27 protein-coding genes and 1 riboswitch are annotated in these 23518 nt (G+C 65.1%); of the genes, 19 read left to right on the top strand and 8 right to left on the bottom strand.

Annotated features, from left to right (window positions below):
- Positions 1-9: 9 nt before the first annotated feature.
- The 4 genes from N5P29_RS17890 to N5P29_RS17905 all read left to right on the top strand — a co-directional run bounded on the left by N5P29_RS17890 (position 10) and on the right by N5P29_RS17905 (position 4773).
- The gene (locus N5P29_RS17890) at positions 10-1344 is read left to right on the top strand and encodes an FAD-binding oxidoreductase (RefSeq protein ID WP_262276143.1); all 1335 of its coding nucleotides are present in this window, start codon (positions 10-12) and stop codon (positions 1342-1344) included.
- 132 nt (positions 1345-1476) lie between these two features.
- On the top strand, positions 1477-2346 hold the full coding sequence (locus tag N5P29_RS17895) for a DUF4031 domain-containing protein (protein ID WP_262276144.1): 870 nt from the start codon (positions 1477-1479) through the stop codon (positions 2344-2346).
- Positions 2343-3116 carry a 2-phosphosulfolactate phosphatase gene (locus N5P29_RS17900; RefSeq protein ID WP_262276145.1) on the top strand — a complete coding sequence of 258 codons (774 nt, stop codon included), beginning with the start codon at positions 2343-2345 and terminating at the stop codon, positions 3114-3116. Before N5P29_RS17895 ends, N5P29_RS17900 begins: the two co-directional genes overlap by 4 nt.
- A 10-nt stretch (positions 3117-3126) precedes the next feature.
- Positions 3127-4773 (top strand): sialidase family protein, encoded by a 1647-nt coding sequence (locus tag N5P29_RS17905; protein ID WP_262276146.1) that lies wholly within the window; start codon positions 3127-3129, stop codon positions 4771-4773.
- On the opposite strand, the gene N5P29_RS17910 is transcribed toward N5P29_RS17905, so the two are convergent.
- Both N5P29_RS17910 and N5P29_RS17915 read right to left on the bottom strand, forming a co-directional pair.
- Positions 4770-5171 carry a YccF domain-containing protein gene (locus N5P29_RS17910; protein WP_262276147.1) on the bottom strand — a complete coding sequence of 134 codons (402 nt, stop codon included), beginning with the start codon at positions 5169-5171 and terminating at the stop codon, positions 4770-4772. The genes N5P29_RS17905 and N5P29_RS17910 overlap by 4 nt on opposite strands.
- Positions 5172-5407: 236 nt before the next feature.
- Positions 5408-6004: a phosphoribosylanthranilate isomerase gene (locus tag N5P29_RS17915; protein WP_262276148.1), complete on the bottom strand. Its 597-nt coding sequence runs from the start codon at positions 6002-6004 to the stop codon at positions 5408-5410.
- 96 nt (positions 6005-6100) lie between these two features.
- On the opposite strand from N5P29_RS17915, the gene N5P29_RS17920 reads away from it, so the two are divergent.
- The 5 genes from N5P29_RS17920 to N5P29_RS17940 all read left to right on the top strand — a co-directional run bounded on the left by N5P29_RS17920 (position 6101) and on the right by N5P29_RS17940 (position 9275).
- Complete coding sequence (locus N5P29_RS17920) at positions 6101-6718, top strand: HutD/Ves family protein (protein ID WP_262276149.1); 618 nt, start codon at positions 6101-6103, stop codon at positions 6716-6718.
- Between the two features lie 49 nt (positions 6719-6767).
- Positions 6768-6833: riboswitch (guanidine-III (ykkC-III) riboswitch) on the top strand.
- A gap of 9 nt (positions 6834-6842) precedes the next feature.
- Entirely contained in the window at positions 6843-7157 is a 315-nt protein-coding gene (locus N5P29_RS17925) for a DMT family transporter (protein WP_262276150.1), read from the top strand.
- A 2-nt stretch (positions 7158-7159) separates the two neighbouring features.
- Positions 7160-7558, top strand: coding sequence for a DMT family transporter (locus N5P29_RS17930; RefSeq protein WP_262276151.1), 399 nt, complete (start codon positions 7160-7162; stop codon positions 7556-7558).
- Between the two features lie 57 nt (positions 7559-7615).
- Positions 7616-8620, top strand: coding sequence for an aldo/keto reductase (locus N5P29_RS17935; protein WP_262276152.1), 1005 nt, complete (start codon positions 7616-7618; stop codon positions 8618-8620).
- Between the two features lie 4 nt (positions 8621-8624).
- Positions 8625-9275, top strand: coding sequence for an MBL fold metallo-hydrolase (locus N5P29_RS17940; protein ID WP_262276153.1), 651 nt, complete (start codon positions 8625-8627; stop codon positions 9273-9275).
- A gap of 78 nt (positions 9276-9353) precedes the next feature.
- On the opposite strand, the gene N5P29_RS17945 is transcribed toward N5P29_RS17940, so the two are convergent.
- Together N5P29_RS17945 and N5P29_RS17950 are read right to left on the bottom strand one after the other, a co-directional pair.
- Complete coding sequence (locus N5P29_RS17945; RefSeq protein ID WP_262276154.1) at positions 9354-11075, bottom strand: DEAD/DEAH box helicase; 1722 nt, start codon at positions 11073-11075, stop codon at positions 9354-9356.
- A gap of 352 nt (positions 11076-11427) precedes the next feature.
- Positions 11428-12831, bottom strand: a complete 1404-nt coding sequence (locus N5P29_RS17950; protein ID WP_262276155.1) for an MFS transporter — start codon at positions 12829-12831, stop codon at positions 11428-11430.
- Positions 12832-12897: 66 nt separating this feature from the next.
- Between N5P29_RS17950 and soxR the strand changes: the two genes are divergently transcribed.
- Both soxR and N5P29_RS17960 read left to right on the top strand, forming a co-directional pair.
- A complete protein-coding gene (gene soxR / locus N5P29_RS17955) occupies positions 12898-13371 on the top strand; it encodes a redox-sensitive transcriptional activator SoxR (protein WP_262276156.1) in 474 nt (157 codons plus the stop codon).
- Between the two features lie 63 nt (positions 13372-13434).
- Positions 13435-14163: an SAM-dependent methyltransferase gene (locus N5P29_RS17960; protein ID WP_262276157.1), complete on the top strand. Its 729-nt coding sequence runs from the start codon at positions 13435-13437 to the stop codon at positions 14161-14163.
- On the opposite strand, the gene N5P29_RS17965 is transcribed toward N5P29_RS17960, so the two are convergent.
- A complete protein-coding gene (locus tag N5P29_RS17965) occupies positions 14160-15197 on the bottom strand; it encodes an Lrp/AsnC family transcriptional regulator (protein ID WP_262276158.1) in 1038 nt (345 codons plus the stop codon). The two genes, N5P29_RS17960 and N5P29_RS17965, sit on opposite strands and share 4 nt — an antisense overlap.
- Before the next feature lie 140 nt (positions 15198-15337).
- On the opposite strand from N5P29_RS17965, the gene N5P29_RS17970 reads away from it, so the two are divergent.
- Both N5P29_RS17970 and N5P29_RS17975 read left to right on the top strand, forming a co-directional pair.
- Entirely contained in the window at positions 15338-16555 is a 1218-nt protein-coding gene (locus N5P29_RS17970) for a M20 metallopeptidase family protein (protein WP_262276159.1), read from the top strand.
- 17 nt (positions 16556-16572) lie between these two features.
- Entirely contained in the window at positions 16573-17865 is a 1293-nt protein-coding gene (locus N5P29_RS17975) for an MFS transporter (RefSeq protein ID WP_262276160.1), read from the top strand.
- Between the two features lie 75 nt (positions 17866-17940).
- Here N5P29_RS17975 and N5P29_RS17980 read toward each other — a convergent pair whose 3' ends face one another.
- Entirely contained in the window at positions 17941-19218 is a 1278-nt protein-coding gene (locus N5P29_RS17980) for a CynX/NimT family MFS transporter (RefSeq protein ID WP_262276161.1), read from the bottom strand.
- Between the two features lie 66 nt (positions 19219-19284).
- Between N5P29_RS17980 and N5P29_RS17985 the strand changes: the two genes are divergently transcribed.
- The 5 genes from N5P29_RS17985 to N5P29_RS18005 all read left to right on the top strand — a co-directional run bounded on the left by N5P29_RS17985 (position 19285) and on the right by N5P29_RS18005 (position 21653).
- Positions 19285-19545, top strand: a complete 261-nt coding sequence (locus N5P29_RS17985; RefSeq protein WP_144661213.1) for a ribbon-helix-helix domain-containing protein — start codon at positions 19285-19287, stop codon at positions 19543-19545.
- Positions 19545-19784 (top strand): toxin, encoded by a 240-nt coding sequence (locus tag N5P29_RS17990; protein ID WP_262276162.1) that lies wholly within the window; start codon positions 19545-19547, stop codon positions 19782-19784. Before N5P29_RS17985 ends, N5P29_RS17990 begins: the two co-directional genes overlap by 1 nt.
- Positions 19785-19850: 66 nt before the next feature.
- Positions 19851-20756 (top strand): tRNA (guanosine(46)-N7)-methyltransferase TrmB, encoded by a 906-nt coding sequence (gene trmB / locus N5P29_RS17995; protein ID WP_262276163.1) that lies wholly within the window; start codon positions 19851-19853, stop codon positions 20754-20756.
- Between the two features lie 22 nt (positions 20757-20778).
- On the top strand, positions 20779-21171 hold the full coding sequence (locus N5P29_RS18000; protein WP_262276164.1) for a hypothetical protein: 393 nt from the start codon (positions 20779-20781) through the stop codon (positions 21169-21171).
- Entirely contained in the window at positions 21171-21653 is a 483-nt protein-coding gene (locus N5P29_RS18005) for a type II toxin-antitoxin system RatA family toxin (protein ID WP_262276165.1), read from the top strand. Before N5P29_RS18000 ends, N5P29_RS18005 begins: the two co-directional genes overlap by 1 nt.
- A gap of 19 nt (positions 21654-21672) precedes the next feature.
- On the opposite strand, the gene N5P29_RS18010 is transcribed toward N5P29_RS18005, so the two are convergent.
- Together N5P29_RS18010 and N5P29_RS18015 are read right to left on the bottom strand one after the other, a co-directional pair.
- Positions 21673-22344 (bottom strand): anti-sigma factor family protein, encoded by a 672-nt coding sequence (locus N5P29_RS18010; RefSeq protein ID WP_262276166.1) that lies wholly within the window; start codon positions 22342-22344, stop codon positions 21673-21675.
- Positions 22341-22838: a sigma-70 family RNA polymerase sigma factor gene (locus tag N5P29_RS18015; RefSeq protein WP_262276167.1), complete on the bottom strand. Its 498-nt coding sequence runs from the start codon at positions 22836-22838 to the stop codon at positions 22341-22343. The genes N5P29_RS18010 and N5P29_RS18015 overlap by 4 nt, the downstream gene beginning before the upstream one ends.
- A gap of 133 nt (positions 22839-22971) precedes the next feature.
- Between N5P29_RS18015 and N5P29_RS18020 the strand changes: the two genes are divergently transcribed.
- Positions 22972-23499 (top strand): COG4315 family predicted lipoprotein, encoded by a 528-nt coding sequence (locus N5P29_RS18020; RefSeq protein WP_262276168.1) that lies wholly within the window; start codon positions 22972-22974, stop codon positions 23497-23499.
- Positions 23500-23518: the final 19 nt, after the last annotated feature.

The following is a 23518-nucleotide window of genomic DNA, read 5'->3' on the forward strand; positions in this document are numbered from 1 at the left end:
GAGCGTCCCATGGAATGGATTCGACCGGACAACCCGAACTATGACGAGGCCCGGAAACTCTTCAATGCGATGATCGACCGAAAGCCGGCTGTCATTGCCAAATGCGCGGATCCCGGCGAAGTAGCCGAGGCGCTCCGATACGCCCACAACCACAATCTGGACGTAGCCGTGCGGTCAGGCGGTCACTCAGTGGCGGGCATGTCCACCAACGACGGCGGCCTGGTGGTTGACGTCCGCCCCATGAAGTCCATCAGTGTTGACCCCGAAGCCAAAACTGTGACGGTAGGCGGCGGCGTTACCTGGGGAGAGTTCGACCGTGCTACCCAGCAGCACGGGCTGGCGGTCACAGGGGGACGGGCGTCCACCACAGGTGTCTCCGGCTTCACCCTGGGTGGAGGCTCAGGCTGGTTGGAGCGATGCTACGGATTCGCGTGCGACAACCTGGTATCCGTTGACCTCGTCACTGCTTCGGGGGAGCACGTGACCGCCAACAAGGATGAGAACCCGGAGTTGTTCTGGGCGCTCCACGGCGGGGGCGGCAACTTCGGCGTAGCAACGTCCCTGACCTTCGCGCTGCATGACCTCGGTCCCACCGTGATGGCCGGGCTCATGTTGTTCCCGGGGCAAGACGCCCTTGATCTCTCCCTGGCGTTCCGCAGCATCGCGCTGGAAGCACCCGACGCCGTCGGGACCGCTTTGGTCTATCTCACCGCTCCCCCGGAAGAGTTCGTCCCGGAGGACTTGGTGGGCAAGCTGGCGGTGGGCATGGCCTACCTCTACGCGGGCTCCGTGGAAGCAGGCGAAGAACACGCAAAGCCGTTCCGCGAGCTTGGCCCTGCAGTGGATCTTGTCTCGCCCATGGGCTACGCGGACTTCCAGTGCATGATCGACGATCCCCCGGACCACTACAACTACTGGAGCGCCGATTACCACGACGAACTCGACGACGTCGCCTTGGACCTTTTGGTCGATTCCGCCCAGCGGCTCCCAGGCCCACATTCGCAGCAGTTGGTAGCGCGCTGGGGTGGTGCCGTATCCGGACCCGCCGCGGCCAACACTCCCTTGCAGAACAGGGGCGCAGCGTGGGTCAGCCACCCGTTCGGGCTCGCGGAAACCCGGGAAGGCGGGCAGGAAGCAAAGGCCTGGGTCAAGCAGTTCCGGCATGACATCGCACCCCACACCACGGGCGGCGTCTGGCTGAACTTCATCGGCGACGAGGGCCAGGACCGGATCATGGCGGCCTACGGTGAACAGAACTACCGTCGGCTTTCCCTGGTGAAGGGCCAATTCGATCCCGACAATGTATTCCGCGGCAACCAGAACATCCTGCCGGCGGAACGCTGAGGTCTCCCCACTCCTTCCCAGTTGCCACGAACGGCAAGAGCACTGGCGCCCCTGTCTCCGGGACGGCAAGTACGGCGGTAGACGTCCCGACGGGCGGCAACTGGGAAGGATCGCCGGGATTACACTTTGGCCATGGCTATCTACGTCGATCCGCCTCTGTGGCCGGCCCACGGTACGGTGTTTTCGCACTTGGTGTCGGACACGTCGTTGGATGAGCTGCACGCCTTCGCAGCGGCCGCGGGCGTACCCGGGCGGGCCTTCGACGGCGACCACTACGACGTCCCGGAACGCCGCTACGAGGACCTGCTGCAGGCAGGGGCCATCCCCGTGGAGGCCCGCATACTGGTCCGCAAACTTATTGCCAGCGGGCTGCGCATCCCCGCCCGCGAACGCAGCAAGGCGCTGACCGTTCCCCTGTTGGAACGCTGGAATACCACGTATCCGGGCCACGAAGAACTTGGCCTCGAATTGCTGGAACGGTGGGGCGAGAACGGCCGGAAATACCACAGCCGGACCCACCTGCTGGCCGTCCTTGAAGCCCTGGACACCCTGACGGAACCTGCCTTGCCCGCCCGCACAGTATCGCTCGCGGCCTGGTTCCACGATGCCGTTTACGAAGGAGTCGCCGGGCAGGACGAGGAAGAGTCGGCACTCCTGGCCGAAAACCGCCTGACCTCGGCCGGACTGGCTCCCGCTGATGTAGCCGAGGTCGCCCGGCTCGTCCGGCTCACGTCCAGCCACCAACCCGAACCCGGTGACCACGCCGGGGCCCTGCTTTGCGATGCGGACCTCTCCGTCCTGGGAGGGGACGAACAGTCATACGCACGGTATCTGGCCGCCGTCCGCGAAGACTACGGCCACGTCAGTGACGACGACTTCGCCAGGGGGCGGGCCGCCGTCGTACGCCACCTCCTGGACCTGGACCCGCTGTTCCATAGCGAACGCGCACAAGGCCTCTGGCTAGACGCCGCGCGCCGGAACCTCGCCGCCGAATTGGCGTGAGCACCGTGCTCAGCGAACCAGGGGAGGCGCAGCGGCAACTTCCGTACTCGGTGCGGTTCGAATGGGGGCTCGACGGCGCACGTGCGGTGGTGCCGGGAGCCGACCTCGCGGTGGTGGTTGACGTTTTGTCGTTCACCACGTGCGTCAGCGTTGCGGTCGACCGCGGGGCGCAGGTCTTCCCCTATCCCATACGCGATGCCGGGGCCAGCGAATTCGCGGCGCATCACGGTGCTTCACTGGCGGGTCCGAGAGGCTCCGAGGGGTTGAGCTTGTCGCCCCGGAGTCTCCGCGCGGCGCACACCTTGGACCGGGTGGTTCTGCCCTCCCCGAACGGCTCCACCATCAGCCGCGAACTCGCCGGCTCCGCACGGAAGGTGGTTGCTGTTTCGTTGCGGAATGCCGCTGCAACTGCCGACTGGGTGCACTCCGCGTTGCCCGCTGATGCCGTAATCGCCGTAATTGCGGCGGGTGAAGCGTGGCGTCATGGCGCGTTGCGCCCGGCGCTGGAGGACGAACTCGGAGCGGGCGCCTTTCTCGCCGGACTGGCAGCAGCAGGGCGGCACAATTTCTCCCCGGAGGCCGCAGCTGCGGGGGCAGCCTTCGACGCAGCAGAACCCCATTTGGACGCTGTTTTACGGGGTTGTTCGAGTGGTCGCGAGCTGGTCGACGCCGGGTACGCGGAGGATGTTGCGATCGCGGCCGAGTTGGACGCCAGTTCAGTGGTGGCAGTGTTGGAGGGCGGTTGTTTTCGGGGCATTCCCTGGAGTTAGAGTAAGAGGTGTGACCTCCTACCTCCCCGCCTCCGACGACTCCCCTACTGCCATTCCAACAGCCGAGCACGTCCTGGCGGTTCGTGGAACCTTCGGCTATCGCCAGTACCGTATCCCGGCCCTGGCGGTCAGTACGCGCGGCACCGTGCTCGCTGCCTACGACGGCCGGCCCAACCTGGATGATCTCCCGAACCCCATCGATCTCCTTCTTCGGCGAAGCCATGACAACGGGGCTACGTGGGAGCAGCAGCAGGTGGTCCGCACGGGCACAGGGCTGCAGGGCTTCGGCGATCCGAGCCTCCTGGTAGACACACAGACCGGGCGCATCTTCATGTTCCACGCTGCCGGTACCCACGCGGGCTTCTTTGAATCGGCCACCGGCTTGGAGCCGGAGGACGACGTGCAGCACGCTGACGTCAGCTACTCAGACGACGACGGCGGGACCTGGCACCACCGTCGGCTCACCGCACAGCTCAAGAACCGCGGGGTTGCCGGGCTTTTTGCCGCCGCCGGGCAAGGCATCCAGCTGCACACCGGCCCTTTTGCGGGCAGGCTGGTTCAGCAGTACGTGCTCTTGGTGGACGGATCCATCATGGCCGCCTCTGCGTTCAGTGACGACCACGGAGAGACATGGAAGCTGGGCGATCTCATCGGTCCGGGCCAGGCAGGGACAGGGCCGAATGAGAACAAGGTTGTATGCCTGGACGATGGCCGGCTGCTCCTGCATTCCCGGGCCACTCCGTGCCGGATGTCTGCTGTGTCCGAGGATGGCGGGCAGACCTGGAGTCCCCTGCAACCTGTACCGGCGCTCCCGGATCCCAGCGACAACGGCTCCTTGGCCCGTTTCGACGGACTCCCCAGCGTAAATTTCGCGGCTCCGGAGACGTCATCCTGGCTTCTCGCCAGCAACAACCACGACCCCCATCTGCGTCGGAACACTGTCCTGAGCCTCTCCACGGATAACGGCGCCTCGTGGCCGGCAAAGCTTGTAGTGTGCCCGGGCAGCTCCGCGTACTCCACTGTGACTCGGCTGCCGGATGGGAACATCGGCGTGTTGTACGAGCGGCAGGGGTACCGGGAGATCGTGTTCGCTTCCATCCCCGCTGAGCAGCTCACGGAGCAACTTTCCGCGCCAGCGCCAGCCCCTCTGGATGGTTTGGTCTTCGACATGGAGCTGCGCTCCCTAACCCCAGGCAGGCCCGCCATATGGCAGAACGCCGGTGAATTCCACGTGATCCCTTCCTCGGGCGGAGATCAATGGGACGTCCAAACGTGGAAGGAGATCGGGCAGGGCTACACCGGCGAGCAGATTCTGGGCACCCGGGAGGCCCAAGACCTCAATTACGGCCCCATCATCCCGGGCTACAAAGCCGGGGACATCCTTGCCTTCACCGGACGCGCCCGCAACTGCTCCGCGGAGGCGATGACCGGCGTCGAACTTCAAGGGCAGCACCGCAACCCGGCCGACTTCCCGTCGGCGGACCTGCAGCCCGGTGAACACGCGCTCTACTTCACGCCGACGTACGCCATCAGCTCTTTGGATATCGATCGGGGCGCTTTGGAACTTTGCTTCGCCGTGGAGGCCGACGGCGGGGCGGTGCGTCGGGAGCGCACGTTCCAGTTTGATCTGCGGACGGGATCAGTTGGGGTTTCTTAGCGGTAGCTGGGGACGAAGGGCTGATTGGTGGGCACGATCTGCTTTCCGAGCGGCATGAGCGATACCGGGATCAGCTTCAGGTTGGCGATGGCCAACGGGATTCCCACGATGGTGATGGCCATGGCGAACGCCGTGACAACGTGTCCGATGGCAATCCAGATGCCCGCCACCAACAGCCAAATGACGTTGCCCAGGAGCGCGAAGACCCCGGATCCGCCCGGCTTCTCCACCACCATCTGCCCGAAAGGCCACAGGCAGTATGCGCCGATCCGGAACGATGCGATGCCCCATGGGATGGTCACGATGAGGACGCAGCAAATGATTCCAGCCGCGAAATAACCCAAGGCCAACCAGAAGCCACCGAAGACAAGCCAGATGATGTTGAGCAGCGTTTTCATACTCTTCATTCTGCCCTGTGGCCCCGACAAAAGGGCTCGGGGTCTGCCCTGAAATTCCCCTGACTTTTCCCCAACCCTCCATCACATCCCCGCCACTTCACCCCAACCCTCCATCACCACCAAGGGGACGTGAGTGAGGGTTCGGCTCAACCCAAGGGGACGTGAGAGAGGGTTCGGCTCAACCCAAGGGGACGTGAGTGAGGGTTCGGCTCAACCCAAGGGGATGTGAGAGAGGGTCAGGCTTTGGCGGCTTGGACGAACGCGCGGATCTTGGCCAGGTCCTTCACACCCCGCGACGATTCAACGCCCGAAGAAACATCCACGCCCCAGGCCCCTGCAGCCGCGGCGGCGAAGGCCACGTTGCCTGGCTCAAGCCCGCCGGCAAGCAGCCATTCGCGGCCGTCGAGCCCCTTCTCCCGCACAGAGGCGTAGTCCCAGGACTCCCCCGACCCAGGCACGGCGGCGTCAATCAGGAACAGGTCCTCGCCCAGGTCAGCGAACTCGTCCGGGGAGGCACCCATGGTGACGGCCCGGATGAGCCGCATACCGGCGTCGTGCACTGTTTTGACGTCGTCGGCGGTGCGGCGACCGTGCAGTTGAACCCATTCCAGCCCGGCCGCCCGAGCAGTAGCTACGGCATCGGCAGCGGACTCGTGGCGGAAAACCCCTACAGCCTTCACGGAAGCAGGCACCAACGGATGCAGGATGCGGACCTGGTCCGGGCCGACTTCACGCGGGCTGGCGGTGAGGACGAAACCGACAGCGTCAGCACCGGCGTCGACGGCTTCGCGCACGGATTCGGGCGTGCTCAAGCCGCACACTTTGACGAACATCCAGCGCCTCCAGCCAATCCCGCAACGTTTTCCACATATGACGTTAGCAAGCCGCGTTGCCACCGGAGAAACGGCGTCCACCACTAGGCTGGTCGGATGGAGATTATCCGTTTTGCCGATGTCCGTCCCGAACCGTGGCGCAATGGGGGCGGTGTGACGCGTGAGATCGCGAGCCATCCACAAGCAGCCTCCGCTCAGGATGGCGCCTGGGATTGGCGGGTCAGCATCGCGGACGTCTCCACAGCGGGCGATTTTTCCGTTTTCCCGGGCATGGAGCGGGTCATCACCATCATCGACGGCGAGCTGCTGCTCCTGACCGTCGACGGCTCCGAGCACCCGTTGGAGAAGTACCGCCCGTTCCGTTTCCCGGGTGAGGCAGCATCCTCGGCCACCCTGCCGACCGGCGATATCCGGGACCTGAACGTCATCGCACGCGAGGGCGCTTTCAAGGGCTACACGTCCATTGTGGAGATCTCGAAGAAGCGCCCGCACCCGGTATTCGAGGGGCAGCTGGCGGTCCTCTTGGAGGGCAAAGCTACCGTTGCGCCCCGCGCACCTGTTGAGGAAGAGTCCGACGGCGGCGAGGCGGCCACCGGCGCGGCCGAACCCGTGGAGTTGTCCCGCTACGACACCGTAGTTGGCTCCGATACCCGCAGTCCCGAGATCTCCGGACGGGGCTTTGTGGCTGTAATCTCGATCGACCACGTCGGGTGACCTTCGCCACCACAAGTGGCCACCCCGCGCGGGAGTTGCTAGCCTGAAATGAAGGTTCCGCTCTGGAACCTCCGGACGACGGTTCAGTACCCGGCACGCGACAAGACTGGCCAAAGGAAATGTCATGTCGTGGTTAATTCTCATTCTCTCCGGTGCGCTTGAGGCCGTCTGGGCCGCAGCCCTGCACCGTTCCAAGGGCTTCCGCAAGCCTGTTCCCACAGTTGTCTTCCTTGTGGCAGTCGTCGCGAGCATGGGCGGCCTGGCCATCGCCATGCAATCCATCCCCACCGGCACGGCCTACGCAGTCTGGGTTGGCGTCGGCGTCGTGCTGACCGCCGCTTACGCGATGGTCACCAAAGTTGAACCCACGACGACGGCCCGGCTGCTCCTGCTTGCCGGCATCGGCGCGTGCGTGGTCGGCCTGAAGGTGGTGGCGTAGCCATGACTGCACAGGCAAACAAAGCACAGAACACCGGAATCTTCTGGGTCATCCTCCTGGCATCAGCACTGCTGGAAGCCGTGTGGGCCACCGCCTTGGGTCTCTCCAACGGCTTCACGCAGCTCCTGCCGACAGTCGTCTTCGCCGTCACCGCCGTCCTGAGCATGCTCGGATTGGGTGTGGCCGTAAAACGCATCCCGCTTGGAACCGCGTACGCCGTATGGGTGGGTATCGGTGCTGCACTGACCGTTGGCTGGGCAATGATCACCGTCGTGGAAGCGGCGAGCCCGCTGAAGCTGCTGTTCATCGCGGGCATCGTGGGCTGTGCCGCAGGTTTGAAGGCGTTGCCCTCCGGCACCTCCGGAAAAACCCCGGCCAAGGCGAACCAAGGCAGGGAATAGCCTCAGCCACCCTGGGGTTCACGCCTTCAAGCACCCAAACGCGCATTGGAGACGTTCATGACTGCAGTTCAGCTCGGAGATGGCCTCACTGTCAGCCCCCTCGGATTCGGAGGCATGGCCCTTACCCCCGTTTATGGCGGGATCGACCCCGAAGAAGGCCTGCAAACGCTCAGGCACGCCGTGGATGCGGGCATCACCTTCATCGACACGGCGGATGTGTATGGCGCAGGCAGCAACGAGGAACTCGTGGGCCGGCTCCTCAAGGAACGCCGTGACGAGATCCAACTCGCCACCAAGTTCGGGATTGAGGGCAACCCCGCGGACGGCTACTCAGGCGTCCGCGGGGATGCCGCCTACGTCAGGCAAGCGGCGGAAGCGAGCCTCCGCCGGCTGGACACTGATGTCATTGACCTCTACTACATGCACCGCCGTGACCTCCGCGTTCCGATTGTGGAAACCGTGGAGGCCATGGCGGAGCTGGTCCGTGAGGGCAAAGTCAGGCACCTCGGTTTGTCGGAAGTGACAGCCGAGGAGCTCAGGCAGGCCAACGCCGTCCATCCCATTGCCGCGGTCCAGAGTGAATGGTCCATCTGGAGCAGGGATGTCGAGCTCAATGTCGTGCCTGCAGCCAAGGAGCTTGGCGTTGGGTTCGTGCCGTATTCGCCGCTGGGCCGCGGGTTCCTTACGGGAACCGTCAGCGCGGGTGACCTTGGCGAGAATGACTTCCGGCACAAGATCCCGCGCTTTGGCGAGCAGGCACTTGATGCGAACCAGGCTGTGGTGGCCGCAGTCCGCGAGGTAGCCAGCGGGCTGGATACAACTCCGGCCCAGGTAGCCCTGGCTTGGCTGTTCGCCCAGGGTAAGCGCCTTGGGATTTCCGTCGTTCCCATCCCCGGCACGCGCAAGGCGCACCGGATCGACGAGAACCTTGGCGCGCTGTCCGTGCAACTGGGAACAGCGCAGCTTGAGGTGCTCGACCAAGCTGCAGCCGCCGTCGTCGGTTCACGATCCGCCGACCCCAACTGGGTCTCGCAAGGCCGTGAAGCCGACCACGTAGGCTGACATCATGGATTCGCTTATTCACTCACTGCGCGACGTCACTATCCGCAGCATCTCCGTCAGCGAAATGAACAACAACGTCTACCTGGTGACCTCCAAGTCCACAGGCGAACAGGTGTTGATCGACGCTGCAGACGACCTCCCGGCCATCCAGCAACTCCTGGCGGACTCCGCTGCCGACTCCGCCCAGCCAACCAAACTGGCCAGGATCGCCACCACCCACCAGCACTGGGACCACGTCCGTGCGTTGGCAGAGCTGGTGGAAGCGACCGGGGCCATCACCTCAGCAGGATCGGACGACGCCGATGCGCTGCCGGTTCCGGTGGACATCCGGCTTGGTCACGGCGACGTTGAGCGGTTCGACGGCTTCAAGCTCACGGCAGTCCACTTGCGCGGACACACCCCGGGCTCGATCGCGTTCGTTTACCAGGATCCGGACGGGCCGGCCCACATTTTCAGTGGCGACTCGTTGTTTCCGGGCGGCGTCGGCAACACACAGAACGATCCCGCACGCTTCACGTCACTGTTGAACGACGTGACGGAACGGCTGTTCGACGCCTACCCGGATGACACCGTGGTGCACCCCGGCCATGGTCTGCCCACTACCCTCGGAGCCGAGCGGCCCCATCTGGAAGAGTGGCGCGCCCGGGGCTGGTAGTGCACGCGTTGCGAGGCCTGCTCTGCGCCCTAAACCCAAGGAATAGGACGCAGAGCGGGCCTCACAACTGGAACTTACCTAGCGGCCGCGGCGCTCGTTCGAGGCCGGAGCCGACGCACGACGGGGGCCGCTGCGGGCCGGACGACCCGAGCCGGAACCACCGCGACCGGAGTTGCCGGAGCCCGAACCGAAGGATCCGCCAGAAGTTCCACCGGTGTTCGAAGACCAAACAGCCTTGTTACCGGTGCCGCGGGTTGTGGTGGCCGAGGCCGAACGCGGAGCCGACGCCGAGCGCTGACCCGTAGCCGGACGGCCACTGCGGCCGCCCTGCCCCTGCGAACCTGGAACGTCGTTGCGGTGCGTGGCACCCGACTTGCCGCGACCACGTGAGTTGCGGGCGACGTCGTCGTTCATTGCTGCGCGACGCTCGGCGCGGTTGACGTCGGTGCGGACCGGCTCGGCCGAAACCTTGCCACGTCCGCCGCGACCGCCGCGGCCACCAGCGGTGGGAGCAGCCTGGCCGGAACGGCGGGCGCGCTTGCGCTGGGCGTTGGCACCGGTGGAGGTGCCGCCACCTTGCTGCGGAGCCTTCGCCGCGAGCAACGCGGCGCGGGTGCGGGGATCAACCTTGTCGGCAATCTCGCCAACGAGGTCGGCCACCAACGGGGAGTTGGCAGTGACGCGCTCGAACGAAACGTCAACGCCGGCAGCCTTCATGAGCTTCTTGACGTCGCTCTGCTGCTCAGGGAGCGTCAGCGTGACCACGGTGCCATCGGAACCGGCGCGGGCCGTACGGCCGGAACGGTGCAGGTAGGCCTTGTGCTCCGTGGGCGGGTCAACGTGGATGACGAGTTCGACGTCGTCAACGTGCACACCGCGGGCTGCGACGTCGGTGGCCACCAGGACGCGGACGTCACCGTTGGAGAACTCGGCAAGGTTGCGGTCGCGGGCGTTCTGCGACAGGTTTCCGTGCAGGTCGACGGCGGGGATGCCGGCGTCCGTGAGGGTCTTGGCAAGCTTGCGGGCGTGGTGCTTTGTCCGCATGAAGAGGACGCGGCGACCGGCGCCGGAGGCCAGTTCAACGATGAGCTGCTTCTTGACCGTCTGGTCGTTGACCACCAGGACATGGTGTTCCATGGTGGTGACAGCGGCCTGGGGATCGTCCACGGAGTGCGTCAGCGGGTTGGACAGGTAACGGCTGACCAGCTTGTCAACACCGTTGTCCAACGTCGCGGAGAAGAGCAGGCGCTGGCCCTGCTTGGGGGTCATGTCCATGAGCTTCTTGACCACCGGGAGGAAGCCGAGGTCGGCCATGTGGTCGGCCTCGTCAAGCACGGTGACCTCAACGGCTTCGAGGGTCAGAATGCGCTGGCGGATCAGGTCTTCGAGGCGGCCCGGGCAGGCGATGACGATGTCCACGCCGGCACGCAGCGCCTTTTCCTGGCGTGCTTGGGAGATGCCGCCGTAGATCACCGTGGTGTTCAGGCCCATGGCCTTGGCCAACGGCTCGATGGTGGCGTTGATCTGGGTCGCAAGCTCGCGGGTCGGTGCAAGGACCAGGCCCATGGGGCGGCCGGGCTTGCGGAAGTGCTTGGCTTCACGCTCGGCCAGGCGGGCCACGAGCGGGATGGCGAAAGCGATGGTCTTGCCGGAGCCGGTGCGGCCACGGCCCAGGACGTCACGGCCTGCGAGGGTGTCCGGGAGGGTCTTCACCTGGATGGGGAATGCCTCTTCGATGCCGTCTGCGGCGAGGGATTCAGCAATGGCCTTGGGCGTGCCAAGGGCAGCAAAAGTAGTCATAAACTTCATGTCTTTCGGGCGGTGTCCAGTTGCGGACATCGGCCCCCGACGCCGGTTGGGCCAGGGGTTCGCCGAGGAAAAGTCAGGTGGTCTACCGATTCGCTGCAACAGCGGTGGCCGGGACCAAATGGAACGCGTTCATCGACGCAGGATGTGCCTCTCACATGAAAAATGCCCCGCCGCGCAGCCGTTCAGGCCACCTGCTTCAGGGCGTCACCGCACATCAAGTGTTCTTATTCTAGCAGTGTTCGGGGAGGAGCCTTGCATCGGGCAGCGTTGCGCCCGCTTACCCCCGCCCAACTGGGGGACAGCACATGTCGCAATGAGCGCTCATTGCGACATGTGCTGTCCCCTAATTGGGTTGCGTCAGTGAGAGGTGGGCCTCGGCGTCGGTCCGGGGCGCGGATGTGGCGGCGCGGGCGGCGACCCTCGGCGCAATGACGACCCCGACGACGGCGATCACCGCCGTCATCGCGAAGACCCCCGCAAACGGGTTCGTCGTCGTGAATGCCGCGAAAACCAATCCCGTGGCGGCGAGAGACAACGCGCCGCCGAGTGAGTCGGAGATCGACATGGCCGCACTGTTGAAGCCCTGGTTTTCCTCGCTGGACAGCGCCAGCGTCATGACGGACAGCCGCGGGTACATGAGCCCCATGCCGCCGCCGGCCAGGATCCAGCCACCGATGGCAACCGCCGGAGGCAGCGCAAAGGTTACGGTCGCAAGCGTTAGGACAATGGCCACCAGCACCAGGGCGGCACCGGTTTTGATCGCGCGATCATCGGCCAGCCGGGCGCCCAGCCGCCCCTGGATTGCCGATGCGCCAGCCCACGCCAGTGCCGCCCCGGTCAGGGTCAGCCCGGCAAATGTCGGGGTAAAGGCGTAGCGCTCAGTCAGCAGGTACGGCAGGTAAACCTCGGCCCCGAAGAACGCCGCAGACGCCAACCCGCGGGTGAGGATGACGCTGGGCAGACCCCGCTTTGCGGTCAGCGTCCCGCGCGGTACCAGCGGCCGCAGGGCCACCACTGCAAGGACAAGTGCGACGGCGGCAATCACCCCGCCAACGCCCGGAACCTCTGCGGACAGGTTCAGTCCCAGCACGGCAAGGGCCGCGAGCGCCGCCCATCCCATGCGCCCAAAGGCCCAGGGAACGGATTCGGCAGCGGGTTCGGAATCCATCGCCCGCACGGCAGGCACCACCATCAGCAAAGCCGGAACAACCAGGCCCACGACGCCCAGGAACACCCAATGCCAACTGCTCAGCTGCGCCACAACCCCGGCGGCGAAGGGACCCACCAGGGAAGGAACCACCCAGGACGCGGCGAAGGCGGCGAAGATCTTGGGGTGCAGCCCGGGCGGGTAGACGCGGGCCACCAAAACGTAGAGGGCCACGGTCATCGCGCCGCCTCCCAGGCCCTGGACCAGGCGCCCCAGCACCAGGACCTCCATGCTTCCCGCCATTCCCGCGATGAGCAGGCCCAGCACGAACAGCGCAACCGAGGAGTAAAGGGGCGCTGCGGGACCCCGCCGGTCGGACCAGTTGCCCGCCGCCACCATCCCCATCACGCCGGTAGCCAGCGGTCCGGCGAAAGCCAGCGCGTAGAGGCCGGCTCCATCCAGGTCGCGGCTCACGAGCGGCATGATGGTTGTCACCGCGAGGGATTCGAACGCGCTCAGGAAGACCAGCGCGCAGGCCCCAACGGTGGCAAGGAGGTAGGGGCGGCCCAGAATTCCAGCCGTTGAGGTGTCAGAGGTCATGGACGCCAGCCTAAAACCTCAACTAATGTTGAGGTCAATCCAGCACGCCCTACCGGAAGCAGTCCCATGTCCTCCGCCCCCGCCCACCGGCCGTTGACCATTGGTGAGCTCTCCGAGCGCAGCGGAGTATCGCCGTCGGCCCTTCATTTCTACGAACGCAACGGGCTCATCGAAGCCGAGCGGACGGCGGGGAACCAGCGGAGGTATCGTCGCGACACCTTGAGGCGGGTGGCGTTCATCAAGACCTCGCAGCGGGTGGGCTTGCCGCTGAAGGACATCCGGGACGCCCTGGATTCCTTGCCCGAAGGCCGCACGCCCACCAAGCGGGACTGGAGCAAGTTGTCCTTGCGCTGGCGGGAGGAACTGGATGAGCGGATCGCCGCGCTGCAGCACCTGCGCGACGACCTCGATGGGTGCATCGGCTGCGGCTGCCTGAGCCTGAAATCCTGCACGCTGCAGAACCCGTCGGACGAGCTCGGCGCCTCCGGGGCCGGGGCGCAGCGCTGGACTTTGTCAGCACAGGAGCCCGGCCTGAAATAGCAAACCTTGCCGAAACGGCAACAGGCATTGCCTTGCGCTGGAGCCTCTTGGCACGCTTGGGTCATGACTGAACACACGCACGACGCCGGCACTCACCAACACGGCGTCCAGCACGAAGGCGCCCGCCACGAAGGTGCCCAGCAGGGTGGGCTGAACCTCCACAAGGACGCGGACAACGCAGTGGACATGTGGGATGGCATGTACCGGGAGCGGGCCAAGATCTGGAGCGGCAATCCGAACCCGCAGCTGGTTGCCGAAGCCAAGGACCTGAATCCCGGCAAGGCCCTCGACCTGGGCTGCGGGGAGGGCGGCGACGCCATCTGGCTCGCGAAGCAGGGCTGGACGGTCACCGCCCTGGACGTGTCCGCCGTCGCGCTTGAACGGGCAGCTGCCCACGCCGAAGAGGCGGGCGTCGCTGACCGGATCACCTGGCAGCAGCAGGACCTCACCGAGTGGGAACCGCAGCCGGAGTTCGATCTTGTCTCGGCGCAGTTCCTGCACTCGCCTCTTTTGCCATGGCGTGATTCCGTCACTTCAGCGGCAGCCGCGGTGGCCCCCGGCGGTACGTTGCTGGTGGTCGGGCACCACCCTCATGGCCTTCCATCCTGGAGCCAGCACCACCACGAGGCCGGCCTGTTCTTCACTCCGGAGCAGCTTGCGGGAGCCCTGCGGCTGGATCGTGAGCCGTGGTTCGTGAACGTCCTGACGGACAGGAAACGGACTGTTTCAGGTCCCAGCGGCGAATCCGGGACCACTCTTGACACCGTCTTGAGGGCCACGAAACACGCTTAGACGCCCTCCGGCAGCAACTCGCCATAGGGAGGCACCACTGTTCCTGTTGCGGTCGAGTCCGGGTTCAGCATCCACCCCACGCGCTTGGCGGTGTTGAGCATCACCACACTCTCCACCAGTTCGATGCCCGGGATCCGCTGCTGGATGGTGAGCTCCATTTCCATGACATCCGCCAACGAGCGCAACCACATGATCATGGTGAAGTTGGTCCGGCCCGTGGTGGACGCGGAGAAGCGGACGTTGCGGATGGCCCTGAGTTCCGTGGCGGCGGCCTCATGCTGACCTGCCGGGACGTTCGCAAACCATTGGACTGTGATGGGGAATCCGGAGAACTGCTGGGCGATCTCGCAACGGAAGGACAGCATCCGGCTGGCCAGCACGCGCCCCAGTTGGCGCTGGACCGTGGCCGGGTTGCGGCCCAGCGCCCGGGCGATCTCTGCGGCTGTGGCACGGCCGTCCCGGGCAAGGAACGGGATGAGCGCCAGGTGCGTTTCCGGCAGGGGCGCCACCACCGTATCCGGGGCTGAAGGGTTGACGGCTTCAGGGCCCGCGAGTGCCCGCAAGGCCTGTTGTTCGGCTTTGCTGAGCACATTCAGCCGCCAGGCGTAGCCGCTGGTGTGGATCCGCGTGCACAAGGCCGTGTGGTACTTGGTGAGTCCGCGGATTTCCTTGAGCCGCGGCAACACCTGGGTGCTGAACTGTTCCAGGTCCTGGGTAATCACCGTGAGCGTCAGGTCGCGGTTACTGGCGGCCTCTTCCACGGTGATGACCTCGGGAAGCTGCGCCACAGCGGCAGTGACGTCCGGCCGCAAGTGCATTTCGCAGTCGATGTCCACCATCGCAAGGCACATGTCCTTTGGATCGCCCATGAGGTGCGCCGTCGTCCAGGCAGCGCCCGCGGCCCGAAGACGGTCCCAGCGCGAGGCAAGAGTGGTGGCGTGGACGCCCAGGACGCTGCCGGCGTCGGACCAACTGATCCGGGGCGATATCTGCAAGGCGTTGACCAAGCGCAAATCTTCTTCGCTGAGCTCCATGAGTTGATTATCCCAAAGTGACGCATGAATCCTGCCTATCGGGGCATATCAATGCATATTTACAGCTCTTTCCGTGCGTGTGAAGCAGGTCACCCCACAATGGCATGAGTAAAGCATCACCGGATAGATCCAGGAGAATCATGACCATCGTCGCTGACGCCAAGGAACTGCGGGAGGACATCGTCCGCCTCCGCCACGACCTCCACCGCGAACCGGAGATCGGCCTGCAACTCCCCCGCACCCAGGAGAAGGTGCTCAAGGCGCTGGACGGACTCCCGTACGAAATCACCTTGGGCAAGGAGACGACGTCGGTCACCGCAGTCCTGCGCGGCAGTGCGGCGCACGCCTCGGCTGAGAAGCCCGTGGTGCTGTTGCGGGCGGACATGGACGGATTGCCCGTGCAGGAAACAACAGGCGTCGACTACACCTCCCGTGTGGATGGTGCCATGCATGCCTGCGGCCACGACCTCCACACGTCCATGCTCGCCGGGGCCGCCACGCTCCTTGCCGAGCGGCAGCACCAGTTGGCCGGCGACGTCATCCTCATGTTCCAGCCGGGCGAAGAAGGATTCGACGGCGCCAGCTACATGATTAAGGAAGGCGTCCTGGATGCCGCCGGCCGCCGCGCCGATACCGCCTACGGCATGCACGTCTTCTCCTCCCTGGAACCGCACGGCCGGTTCGTCACCAAGCCCGGCGTCATGCTCAGCTCCTCGGACGGACTGGTCGTAACCGTCCTGGGCGCCGGCGGCCACGGCTCAGCCCCGCATTCGGCCAAGGACCCCGTAACAGCCGCCGCTGAGATGGTCACCGCGCTCCAGGTCATGGTCACCCGGCAGTTCAACATGTTCGATCCCGTAGTCCTGACCGTGGGCGTCCTCCATGCCGGAACCAAGCGCAACGTCATCCCCGAGACCGCCCGCATCGAAGCAACCATCCGGACCTTCTCAGAAGAGTCACGCCGGAAGATGATGGAGACAGTACCCCGGCTGCTCCACGGCATCGCAGCAGCCCATGGCCTGGAGGCCGATGTGCATTACCAGGAGGAATACCCCCTCACCATCAACAACGACGACGAGACCACCACTGCAGAGAACGTCATCGCCGGGATGTTCGGTGAGTCCAGGCACACCAGGATCGCCACTCCCCTGAGCGGCTCGGAAGACTTCTCCCGGGTCCTCGCCGAGGTCCCCGGAACGTTCGTCGGACTCAGTGCCGTCGCTCCGGGAGCCGACCACACGACGTCGCCCTTCAACCACTCGCCGTACGCAACGTTCGACGACGGCGTCCTCACCGACGGCGCGGCGCTCTATGCCGAACTCGCCGTATCCCGCATCGCCACCCTCGCCGGCAACTAAACCCCCTGGAGAACCCCATGACCACCACCGTTGGAACGTCCCCCGACGCCAAGGTCCACAAGTCGCACGTCCGCACACTGGTCGGCACCGGCATCGGCAACGCCGTTGAATGGTACGACTGGGCCATCTACGCCACGTTCTCGCCTTTCATCGCGGGCGCGCTGTTCAGCCAGGCCGATCCCACGTCAGCCGTGCTGTCCACCTTGGCGATCTTCGCCGTCGGATTCGTAGCGCGACCGTTCGGCGGGTTCCTCTTCGGCTGGATCGGTGACCGGATCGGCCGCAAGACCTCGATGACCATCGCCGTTGCGCTGGGTGCCGTGGGCAGCCTGTTGATCGGTATCGCTCCCACCTTTGCGGCGGTCGGAGCCTTCGCATCCGCGATGCTTCTGGTGGCCCGGCTCATCCAGGGCCTGGCGCACGGTGGCGAGTTGCCGTCGTCGCAAACGTACCTTTCCGAGATGGCGCCCAAGGAGAAGCGCGGCTTCTGGGCGACCCTCATCTACACCTCCGGCACCGCCGGCATCCTGGCCGGCACGCTGCTGGGCGCGATCCTGACCGCCGTCCTGAGCAAGGACGACATGAGCGCTTGGGGCTGGCGCATCCCGTTCCTTATCGGTGGCGCGCTGGGCATCTACGCCTTGATCATGCGCTCCAAGATGAAGGAAACCGAGGCGTTCGAAGCCGAGGCGCCCAAGGAAAAGCGTGCCCCGATGTGGCCTCAGATCGTCAAGTACCGCAAGCAGGCGCTGCAGGTCATCGGGCTGACTGTTGGCCTCACGGTGGTCTATTACATTTGGGGCGTCGTGGCCCCAAGCTACGCGGCAACCGCCCTGAAGATGGACCGGGGAGCGGCGCTCTGGGCAGGCGTCATTGCCAACGTGGTGTTCATCGCTGCCTTGCCGTTCTGGGGCAAGCTTTCGGACCGTATCGGCCGCAAGCCCGTCCTGATCATGTCCTCCGCGGGTGCTGCGCTGCTCCACTTCCCGATGACGTGGCTGCTGAAGGATTCCCCGTGGCAGCTCACGGTGTCCATGTCCGTGATGCTGTTCTTCATCGCAGGCAGCGCCGCGATCGTTCCGGCCGTGTACGCGGAGCTCTTCCCGACGCACATCCGTACCGTCGGCGTCGGCGTTCCGTACTCCATCTGCGTCGCGGCCTTCGGTGGAACGGCGCCGTACCTGCAGACGTGGCTGGGCACGATCGGTCACGGTTACCTGTTCAACGTCTATGCCGTGGTCCTGCTGGTGATCAGCATCGCGTTCGTGTTCACGATCCCCGAAACCAAGGGCAAGGACCTGACCGTCTAACCCCCCTCCCCCAACTAGGGGACAGCTAACGGCCCACTGAGCGCTCGCTGGGCCGTTAGCTGTCCCCTACTTGGGTTAAACGAAGCGGTCACGGCCGGCCCGATAACCGAAGAACGCCGCCAGCAAACCGACCACCAGGAACAGGATCCCCGCCGCCGCGAAGCCTCCCGTTGCCTGATGCAACTGACCCACCATCAGCGTCCCTGTGGAGCCCAGCCCATAGCCAACCCCCTGCATCATCCCGGAAAGGTGCGCGGCAGTATGGGCATCCCGGGTGCGGACCATGATCATCGTCAGGGCGACCGCCGTCAGCGACCCCTGTCCAAGCCCATTCAGCCCGGTCCACACCCAGATGAGTTCCGTGGGTCCGAATATGGTGAGCGCGAAGCCGCCTCCCGTCATCAGGGCCACCACCATGTTGATGATCCGCTGGTCCTTGAAACGGGTAGCCAGCGCAGGGGCAAACAGTGAACCGAGCATCTGCAGCACGATCGACACCGACACAATGAGCCCGGCCGTTGCGCCGTCAATCCCCCGGTCGCGCAGGATGGGTGCCATCCACGCGAACACGCTGAAGGACATCATCGCCTGCAGCACCATGAACAGGGTCACCTGCCAAGCCACCGCCGAGCGCCACACGTTCACGCCTCCGTGGATGGCTTGGTGCTTTACGGACGGCTGGCGGATTGCCAACGGCAGGAACAGCAAAAGTACGACGGCGGCCGGCACCACCCAGAACCACAGCGCCGACGTCCAGTGGCCGGTTGCCGTAAAGACCGGGTACGTGAATCCGGCACCGAGCGCGGCTGACGCGCAGATTGCCGTCGTATAGAGGCCGCCCATCAGGCCAAGGCGGTGCGGGAAGTCCCTCTTCACCACCCCGGGGAGAAGGACGTTGCACAGCGCGATCGCGGCACCGCACGCGGCGGTTCCGGCCAGAAGTGCGGGGAGATGCCCGGCCCCTGGGATATCCAGCGGCCTGAGCAGAAGGCCCGCCGTGAGGACTGCCATGGCCCCGAGCAGCACTCTTTCTGCACCAAACCTCCGGGCCAGGATTGGGGCAAGCGGCGCGAACACGCCCAACAAGGTGACCGGCACCGTGGTGAGGACCACCAGCGACCAGCCCGGCAGACCGGCGTCGGACGTTATTTCGGGAAGGACCGCTGAGAAGCTCGAGAAGACCGTTCGCAGGTTCAGGCCGATAAGGACAAGGCAGATGCCGAGGTAGACCAGGCCCCTCTTGCCACGGAGTTGCGTGGGGTGCGCCGGGGGTTCGTCATCGATCTCCGCGTCCACGGCGATCCCGGGCAGGACGGATTTCTCTGTTGCGGCGGGCTTCTGGGAGGAGGTCACACGTCCTATTCTGTCAGGCCGTCGCACGCCCTTTCCCGACCCTCAATTTCGTAATACGATTTAGACATGAGTGCTGAGCGGATCAATGGTGCACCAGTCACCCCTGAGATGATCCAAGCCTGGGCTGACGAGGCCGAGCGCGGATACCCAACTGAGCAACTTCGCAAGCGTGGCCGCCGCCCGGTTGGCGAGGGCCCCGGCGAAGTGGTGCCCGTACGCATGGACGCGGAGCTGCTTCGGCAGCTCTCTGCCCGCGCCGAGCATGATCACCTGAGCCGCTCAGAAGCGATCCGCGCAGCCGTCCGGGCGTGGATTAGCGCGGCGTAGTGCAGGCGCATGCATCTGCGCTTAAGCACGGCATCCGTGCTGAGGACGCCATTCACGCGGCTGAGCAGGCCATCTACATCGCGGACCTCGATGAGGACAGCCCGGCACGGCAGTTGAGGCTTGGCTTCGACCCCACTGGCCGCCTACTCGAACTCGTGGTACTCAGGTTCGACAGCGGCAATGAGCTTCTGATTCACGCCATGAAGGCTCGACGGCAGTACCTGGATCTGCTCATCTAGGGTCTTGGCAAATGCCGCCGGGCACTTGGGAGGATCCCTGCGCGCGCAAAGTATTCTTGAATGGACATGAGTGAAACCCCAGATACCCCACGCCCCATAACTCCCGGCAGCCAGGCTTCCTTCGGAACCTATGGTGGCCGTCCGGTCAGTTTCGTGCGCCGCGGCACCCGCCTCCAGGGACGCAGGCAGGCGGCGTGGGAAGAGCACGCCGAGCGCTGGGCTGTCCAGGTTCCCCGTCACGTGGCCAACACGTCCGTGCACCCGGATTACACCTTCGACGCCGAGGCCGTTTTTGGCCGCAAAGCTCCGTTGATCGTGGAGATCGGTTCGGGACTGGGTGACGCGGTTGTTCACGCCGCCGAGCAGAACCCGGACAAGGACTTCCTTGCCGTCGAGGTCTACACTCCGGGCCTTGCCAACACCATCATCAAGATCAACAGCCGCGGACTGACCAATGTGAGGGTGGTGGAAGCCAACGCCCCCGAGGTCCTCGAATCCATGCTTCCCGCAGGCTCCGTCAGCGAGCTCTGGGTCTTCTTCCCCGACCCCTGGCACAAGGCCCGCCACCACAAGCGCCGCCTCATCCAGCCGGCCTTCGCCTCTGTTGCCGCCAAGGCCCTGCAAAAGGGCGGCTACTGGAGGATCGCCACCGACTGGTCCAACTACGCAGTCCACGTCCGGGAAGTCCTGGCGGGCTCCACGGAGTTTGAGAACATGCACGAAGGCGAGCGCAGCGGCGAGGAGAGCCCGTTGACGCAAGTCTGGCAATCCGGCGTCGAATCCGTTGTGGGCGGCGCGCCTGTACGTGAAGGCCGGGCCCCCGTCAGCACGGAGCACACCGGCCCAAACGAGGGTGTGGACCAGGAGGGCGGCTGGGCGCCGCGTTTCGAGGGCCGCATTCGAACCAGCTTCGAGAACAAGGCACACGAGGCCGGCCGGATGATCTTCGACCTGACGTACCGCAAGCTTTAGCCAACGGATTTTGGGGGGAACCATGAGCTACCAGCCGCCGGTGGACCAGTACCGGCAACCACAGCGCTTCGGCACGCCGGGTCTGGGCGCCGGTATCACGAGCATCATCTCGGCGGTCCTTTCGCCCATCGCCGCCGCGGTGAGCATTCCGCTGGGCATCGCAGCCGTTGCCTCGGCCATGAGCCGCTACAACCAGGGCAACGACGCGTGGTGGATCGGCGCCCTGGTCCTGGCCGGGACGGCAGTGCTGTTAGCCGTCGTCTCCGTGGTCAGCGGGCTGCTTGCGGTCTTCCGCGCCGGACGAATGAACGTCGGCCGGGTCACCGGGATCGTTGGACTCTCGATCATGGCGATCAACATCTTCGGCGTGGTCTTCATCGTGTTCCTGGTGCTCGGCTCCGGGCAGGGATTCTGATGCCCCAAGTCCGCGCCGAACGATTCATTCGCCTCGACCCTGAAACAGCGTTCGCCCTCTCCCAGACCACGGGCGCGTTCAGGCTCAAGTGGGACCCCTTCATTTCCGCCCAGTCCTTCATGGATGGCGCCCGAGCTGCGGGCAAAGGTGTGCGGACCCGGACGGTTTCGCGCATGGGCCTGAAGATGGTCAGCGAATACGTCTCCTACACTCCCCCACGCAACGTGGGCATGACCATGGTGTCCGGTCCGTGGTTCTTTGAGAACTTCGGCGGCGGCTGGCGGTTCACCCCCGACGACGGCGGCACCCGGGCCGTCTGGAAGTACACCTTTTCGTGCCGCCCGGCTCTCATCAGACCAGTGGCTGAGAGAATCGGCAGTTGGCTGCTGGGCCGGGAAATCGAACGACGGATCGAAGCCTTCGCCCGGGCCTGCGAGGATCCGGCGCTGGTGGCCGAGTTGAAAGCCCAGTCGCGGCAGTGACTCATCACGGCACCGACCCTCACGGCACAGAGATCGACGCCACCGTTTTGTCGGATTCGTCCCTGAGCTCCACTCCGGCGATGCCTGCCAACTGCACCGGGGTGGCGCCCGTGATCTTGATGCGCCCACTCGGCGTGGCCGTCCACCCGCACGTACGTTCCTCGGCCCCGTCACGGCCCTTCACCCAGAGGTAGAGCGTCCCTTGGAGTGGCATGCTGCGTCCTTCGACATCCAGCTCTGTGCCCCAGGTCTTCTTGACCATATCCACGGTCAGCTGAAGCCCACCGTCCGACTGCACTGAATAGCTCGCATCCGGCTTCGGAGGTTGGTTCAGCAAAGGGCCACCAAAAAACCCAAGCGCCAGGCACGCAGCGGCGACCGCACCAACAACAGCTGCCCACCGGCGTCGTGATTTCCGCCTGCGGACCGCAAGATCAACCAGAACCTTTTCCGGAAGCTGCTCCGCTTCCGTTCCCAATGGCGCCGGCGTTGCGTTGCCACTTGAGGTGAGCGCGACGGCGTCGGCAGCGGGGACTGCGTCCAGGAGCGCGGGAAGGCTCTCCAGCTCTTCCAGTTCACCGCGGCACTCGGCACACCGGGCGAGGTGGTCTTCGAAGGCACGGGCTTCTTCCGGCTCAAGGCCACCCAGCAGATAGGCGCCCAGCAATTGGTGGACGGACTCGCCGTTCATCGTTCCACCCCCATTTCATCAAGGATCGTTCGGAGGGCCTTCACAGCGTAGAAAGCCCGGGATTTCACAGTTCCCGCAGGAATGTTCAGCTGGAGCGCAGCCTCCACGACAGTGAACCGCTGATAGTGGAGGGCTACCAGGACCTCGCGGTGTTCGACGCTAAGCCGCAGCAGCGCTTCCTCCATGAGCACGCGGTTGAGGAGTTCGTCCACGCGTTCGGTGGCTGCATGGTCCGGCAGGTCATGCTCGCCCGTTTCGGTGGGGCGGCGTTGGGCCTTCCGGTAATTGTCGATGATCACGTTCCTCGCGGTCCTGAACAGGTAACTGCGCAGGCTTCCAGTGATCTGCGGGGCGTGCTGCCACACTTTGAGGATGGTTTCCTGCACCACGTCGTCGGCCAGATTGGCGTCGGGCGTGCAGCTGAGCACGAAGCGCTTCAGCGCTACGCCGTGGTCGCGGTAGATCGCTGCCACCACGTCCTCATCCAACGGCATAGCCACCTCCTTCGCTGTGTCACCCGATACGACGACTTACGTCGCGAAAAGGTTCACTTGAACCATTCTCGCCCGACCGGCGTCGTACGGGTTAGCGCCGACCCGTCCGGCCGGCTCGTCGAAGGAGCTAGGGATGAAAAAGCAACTCAGCATGGGAATCGGGGCTCTGGTCCTGGCCGCCGCGTTGGCAGGCTGTGGTGGTAGCTCCGGAACATCGACGTCATCTTCGGCGCCGCCTGCGGCCTCGTCAACTGCAGCCACATCCTCTGCAGCCTCCAGCCCTGCCGCCGCGGCCGAGATGAAAACCGCGTCCTCCAGCGCCGGCCAGATCGTGGTGGACAGCAAGGGCATGAGCCTGTACTTCTTCACCAAGGACGTGAAGGACTCGGGAACAAGCGCCTGCACCGGCGCCTGCCTCACGGCCTGGCCGGTATTTACGACGACGTCGGCCACCCCGAGCGTTGATGGCGTCACCGGCACAGTGGGAACCATCGCGACCCCTGACGGAAAGAAGCAGGTCACCCTCAACGGCATGCCCCTGTACTACTACGCCAAGGACAAGGCCGCCGGGGATGTCACGGGCCAAGGCGTTGGCGGTGTCTGGTACCTCGTGAGCCCGAGCGGAGAGATGGTCAAGGGGGCCGCGGCTACGGGTTACTGAGGGCTGTTCTGTTCCCCGG

The sequence above is a fragment of the Paenarthrobacter sp. JL.01a genome, from assembly GCF_025452095.1.
GTDB lineage: Bacteria > Actinomycetota > Actinomycetes > Actinomycetales > Micrococcaceae > Arthrobacter.

What these genes read in the sequence shown, in the direction of transcription:
- N5P29_RS17890 (WP_262276143.1), top strand. Translation starts at nt 10, where the DNA reads ATGGAATGGATTCGACCGGACAACCCGAACTATGACGAGGCCCGGAAA.
- N5P29_RS17895 (WP_262276144.1), top strand. Translation starts at nt 1,477, where the DNA reads ATGGCTATCTACGTCGATCCGCCTCTGTGGCCGGCCCACGGTACGGTG.
- N5P29_RS17910 (WP_262276147.1), bottom strand. Translation starts at nt 5,171, where the DNA reads ATGAAAACGCTGCTCAACATCATCTGGCTTGTCTTCGGTGGCTTCTGG.
- N5P29_RS17915 (WP_262276148.1), bottom strand. Translation starts at nt 6,004, where the DNA reads ATGTTCGTCAAAGTGTGCGGCTTGAGCACGCCCGAATCCGTGCGCGAA.
- N5P29_RS17920 (WP_262276149.1), top strand. Translation starts at nt 6,101, where the DNA reads ATGGAGATTATCCGTTTTGCCGATGTCCGTCCCGAACCGTGGCGCAAT.
- N5P29_RS17925 (WP_262276150.1), top strand. Translation starts at nt 6,843, where the DNA reads ATGTCGTGGTTAATTCTCATTCTCTCCGGTGCGCTTGAGGCCGTCTGG.
- N5P29_RS17930 (WP_262276151.1), top strand. Translation starts at nt 7,160, where the DNA reads ATGACTGCACAGGCAAACAAAGCACAGAACACCGGAATCTTCTGGGTC.
- N5P29_RS17935 (WP_262276152.1), top strand. Translation starts at nt 7,616, where the DNA reads ATGACTGCAGTTCAGCTCGGAGATGGCCTCACTGTCAGCCCCCTCGGA.
- N5P29_RS17940 (WP_262276153.1), top strand. Translation starts at nt 8,625, where the DNA reads ATGGATTCGCTTATTCACTCACTGCGCGACGTCACTATCCGCAGCATC.
- N5P29_RS17945 (WP_262276154.1), bottom strand. Translation starts at nt 11,075, where the DNA reads ATGACTACTTTTGCTGCCCTTGGCACGCCCAAGGCCATTGCTGAATCC.
- N5P29_RS17950 (WP_262276155.1), bottom strand. Translation starts at nt 12,831, where the DNA reads ATGACCTCTGACACCTCAACGGCTGGAATTCTGGGCCGCCCCTACCTC.
- soxR (WP_262276156.1), top strand. Translation starts at nt 12,898, where the DNA reads ATGTCCTCCGCCCCCGCCCACCGGCCGTTGACCATTGGTGAGCTCTCC.
- N5P29_RS17960 (WP_262276157.1), top strand. Translation starts at nt 13,435, where the DNA reads ATGACTGAACACACGCACGACGCCGGCACTCACCAACACGGCGTCCAG.
- N5P29_RS17965 (WP_262276158.1), bottom strand. Translation starts at nt 15,197, where the DNA reads ATGGAGCTCAGCGAAGAAGATTTGCGCTTGGTCAACGCCTTGCAGATA.
- N5P29_RS17970 (WP_262276159.1), top strand. Translation starts at nt 15,338, where the DNA reads ATGACCATCGTCGCTGACGCCAAGGAACTGCGGGAGGACATCGTCCGC.
- N5P29_RS17975 (WP_262276160.1), top strand. Translation starts at nt 16,573, where the DNA reads ATGACCACCACCGTTGGAACGTCCCCCGACGCCAAGGTCCACAAGTCG.
- N5P29_RS17985 (WP_144661213.1), top strand. Translation starts at nt 19,285, where the DNA reads ATGAGTGCTGAGCGGATCAATGGTGCACCAGTCACCCCTGAGATGATC.
- trmB (WP_262276163.1), top strand. Translation starts at nt 19,851, where the DNA reads ATGAGTGAAACCCCAGATACCCCACGCCCCATAACTCCCGGCAGCCAG.
- N5P29_RS18000 (WP_262276164.1), top strand. Translation starts at nt 20,779, where the DNA reads ATGAGCTACCAGCCGCCGGTGGACCAGTACCGGCAACCACAGCGCTTC.
- N5P29_RS18005 (WP_262276165.1), top strand. Translation starts at nt 21,171, where the DNA reads ATGCCCCAAGTCCGCGCCGAACGATTCATTCGCCTCGACCCTGAAACA.
- N5P29_RS18010 (WP_262276166.1), bottom strand. Translation starts at nt 22,344, where the DNA reads ATGAACGGCGAGTCCGTCCACCAATTGCTGGGCGCCTATCTGCTGGGT.
- N5P29_RS18015 (WP_262276167.1), bottom strand. Translation starts at nt 22,838, where the DNA reads ATGCCGTTGGATGAGGACGTGGTGGCAGCGATCTACCGCGACCACGGC.
- N5P29_RS18020 (WP_262276168.1), top strand. Translation starts at nt 22,972, where the DNA reads ATGAAAAAGCAACTCAGCATGGGAATCGGGGCTCTGGTCCTGGCCGCC.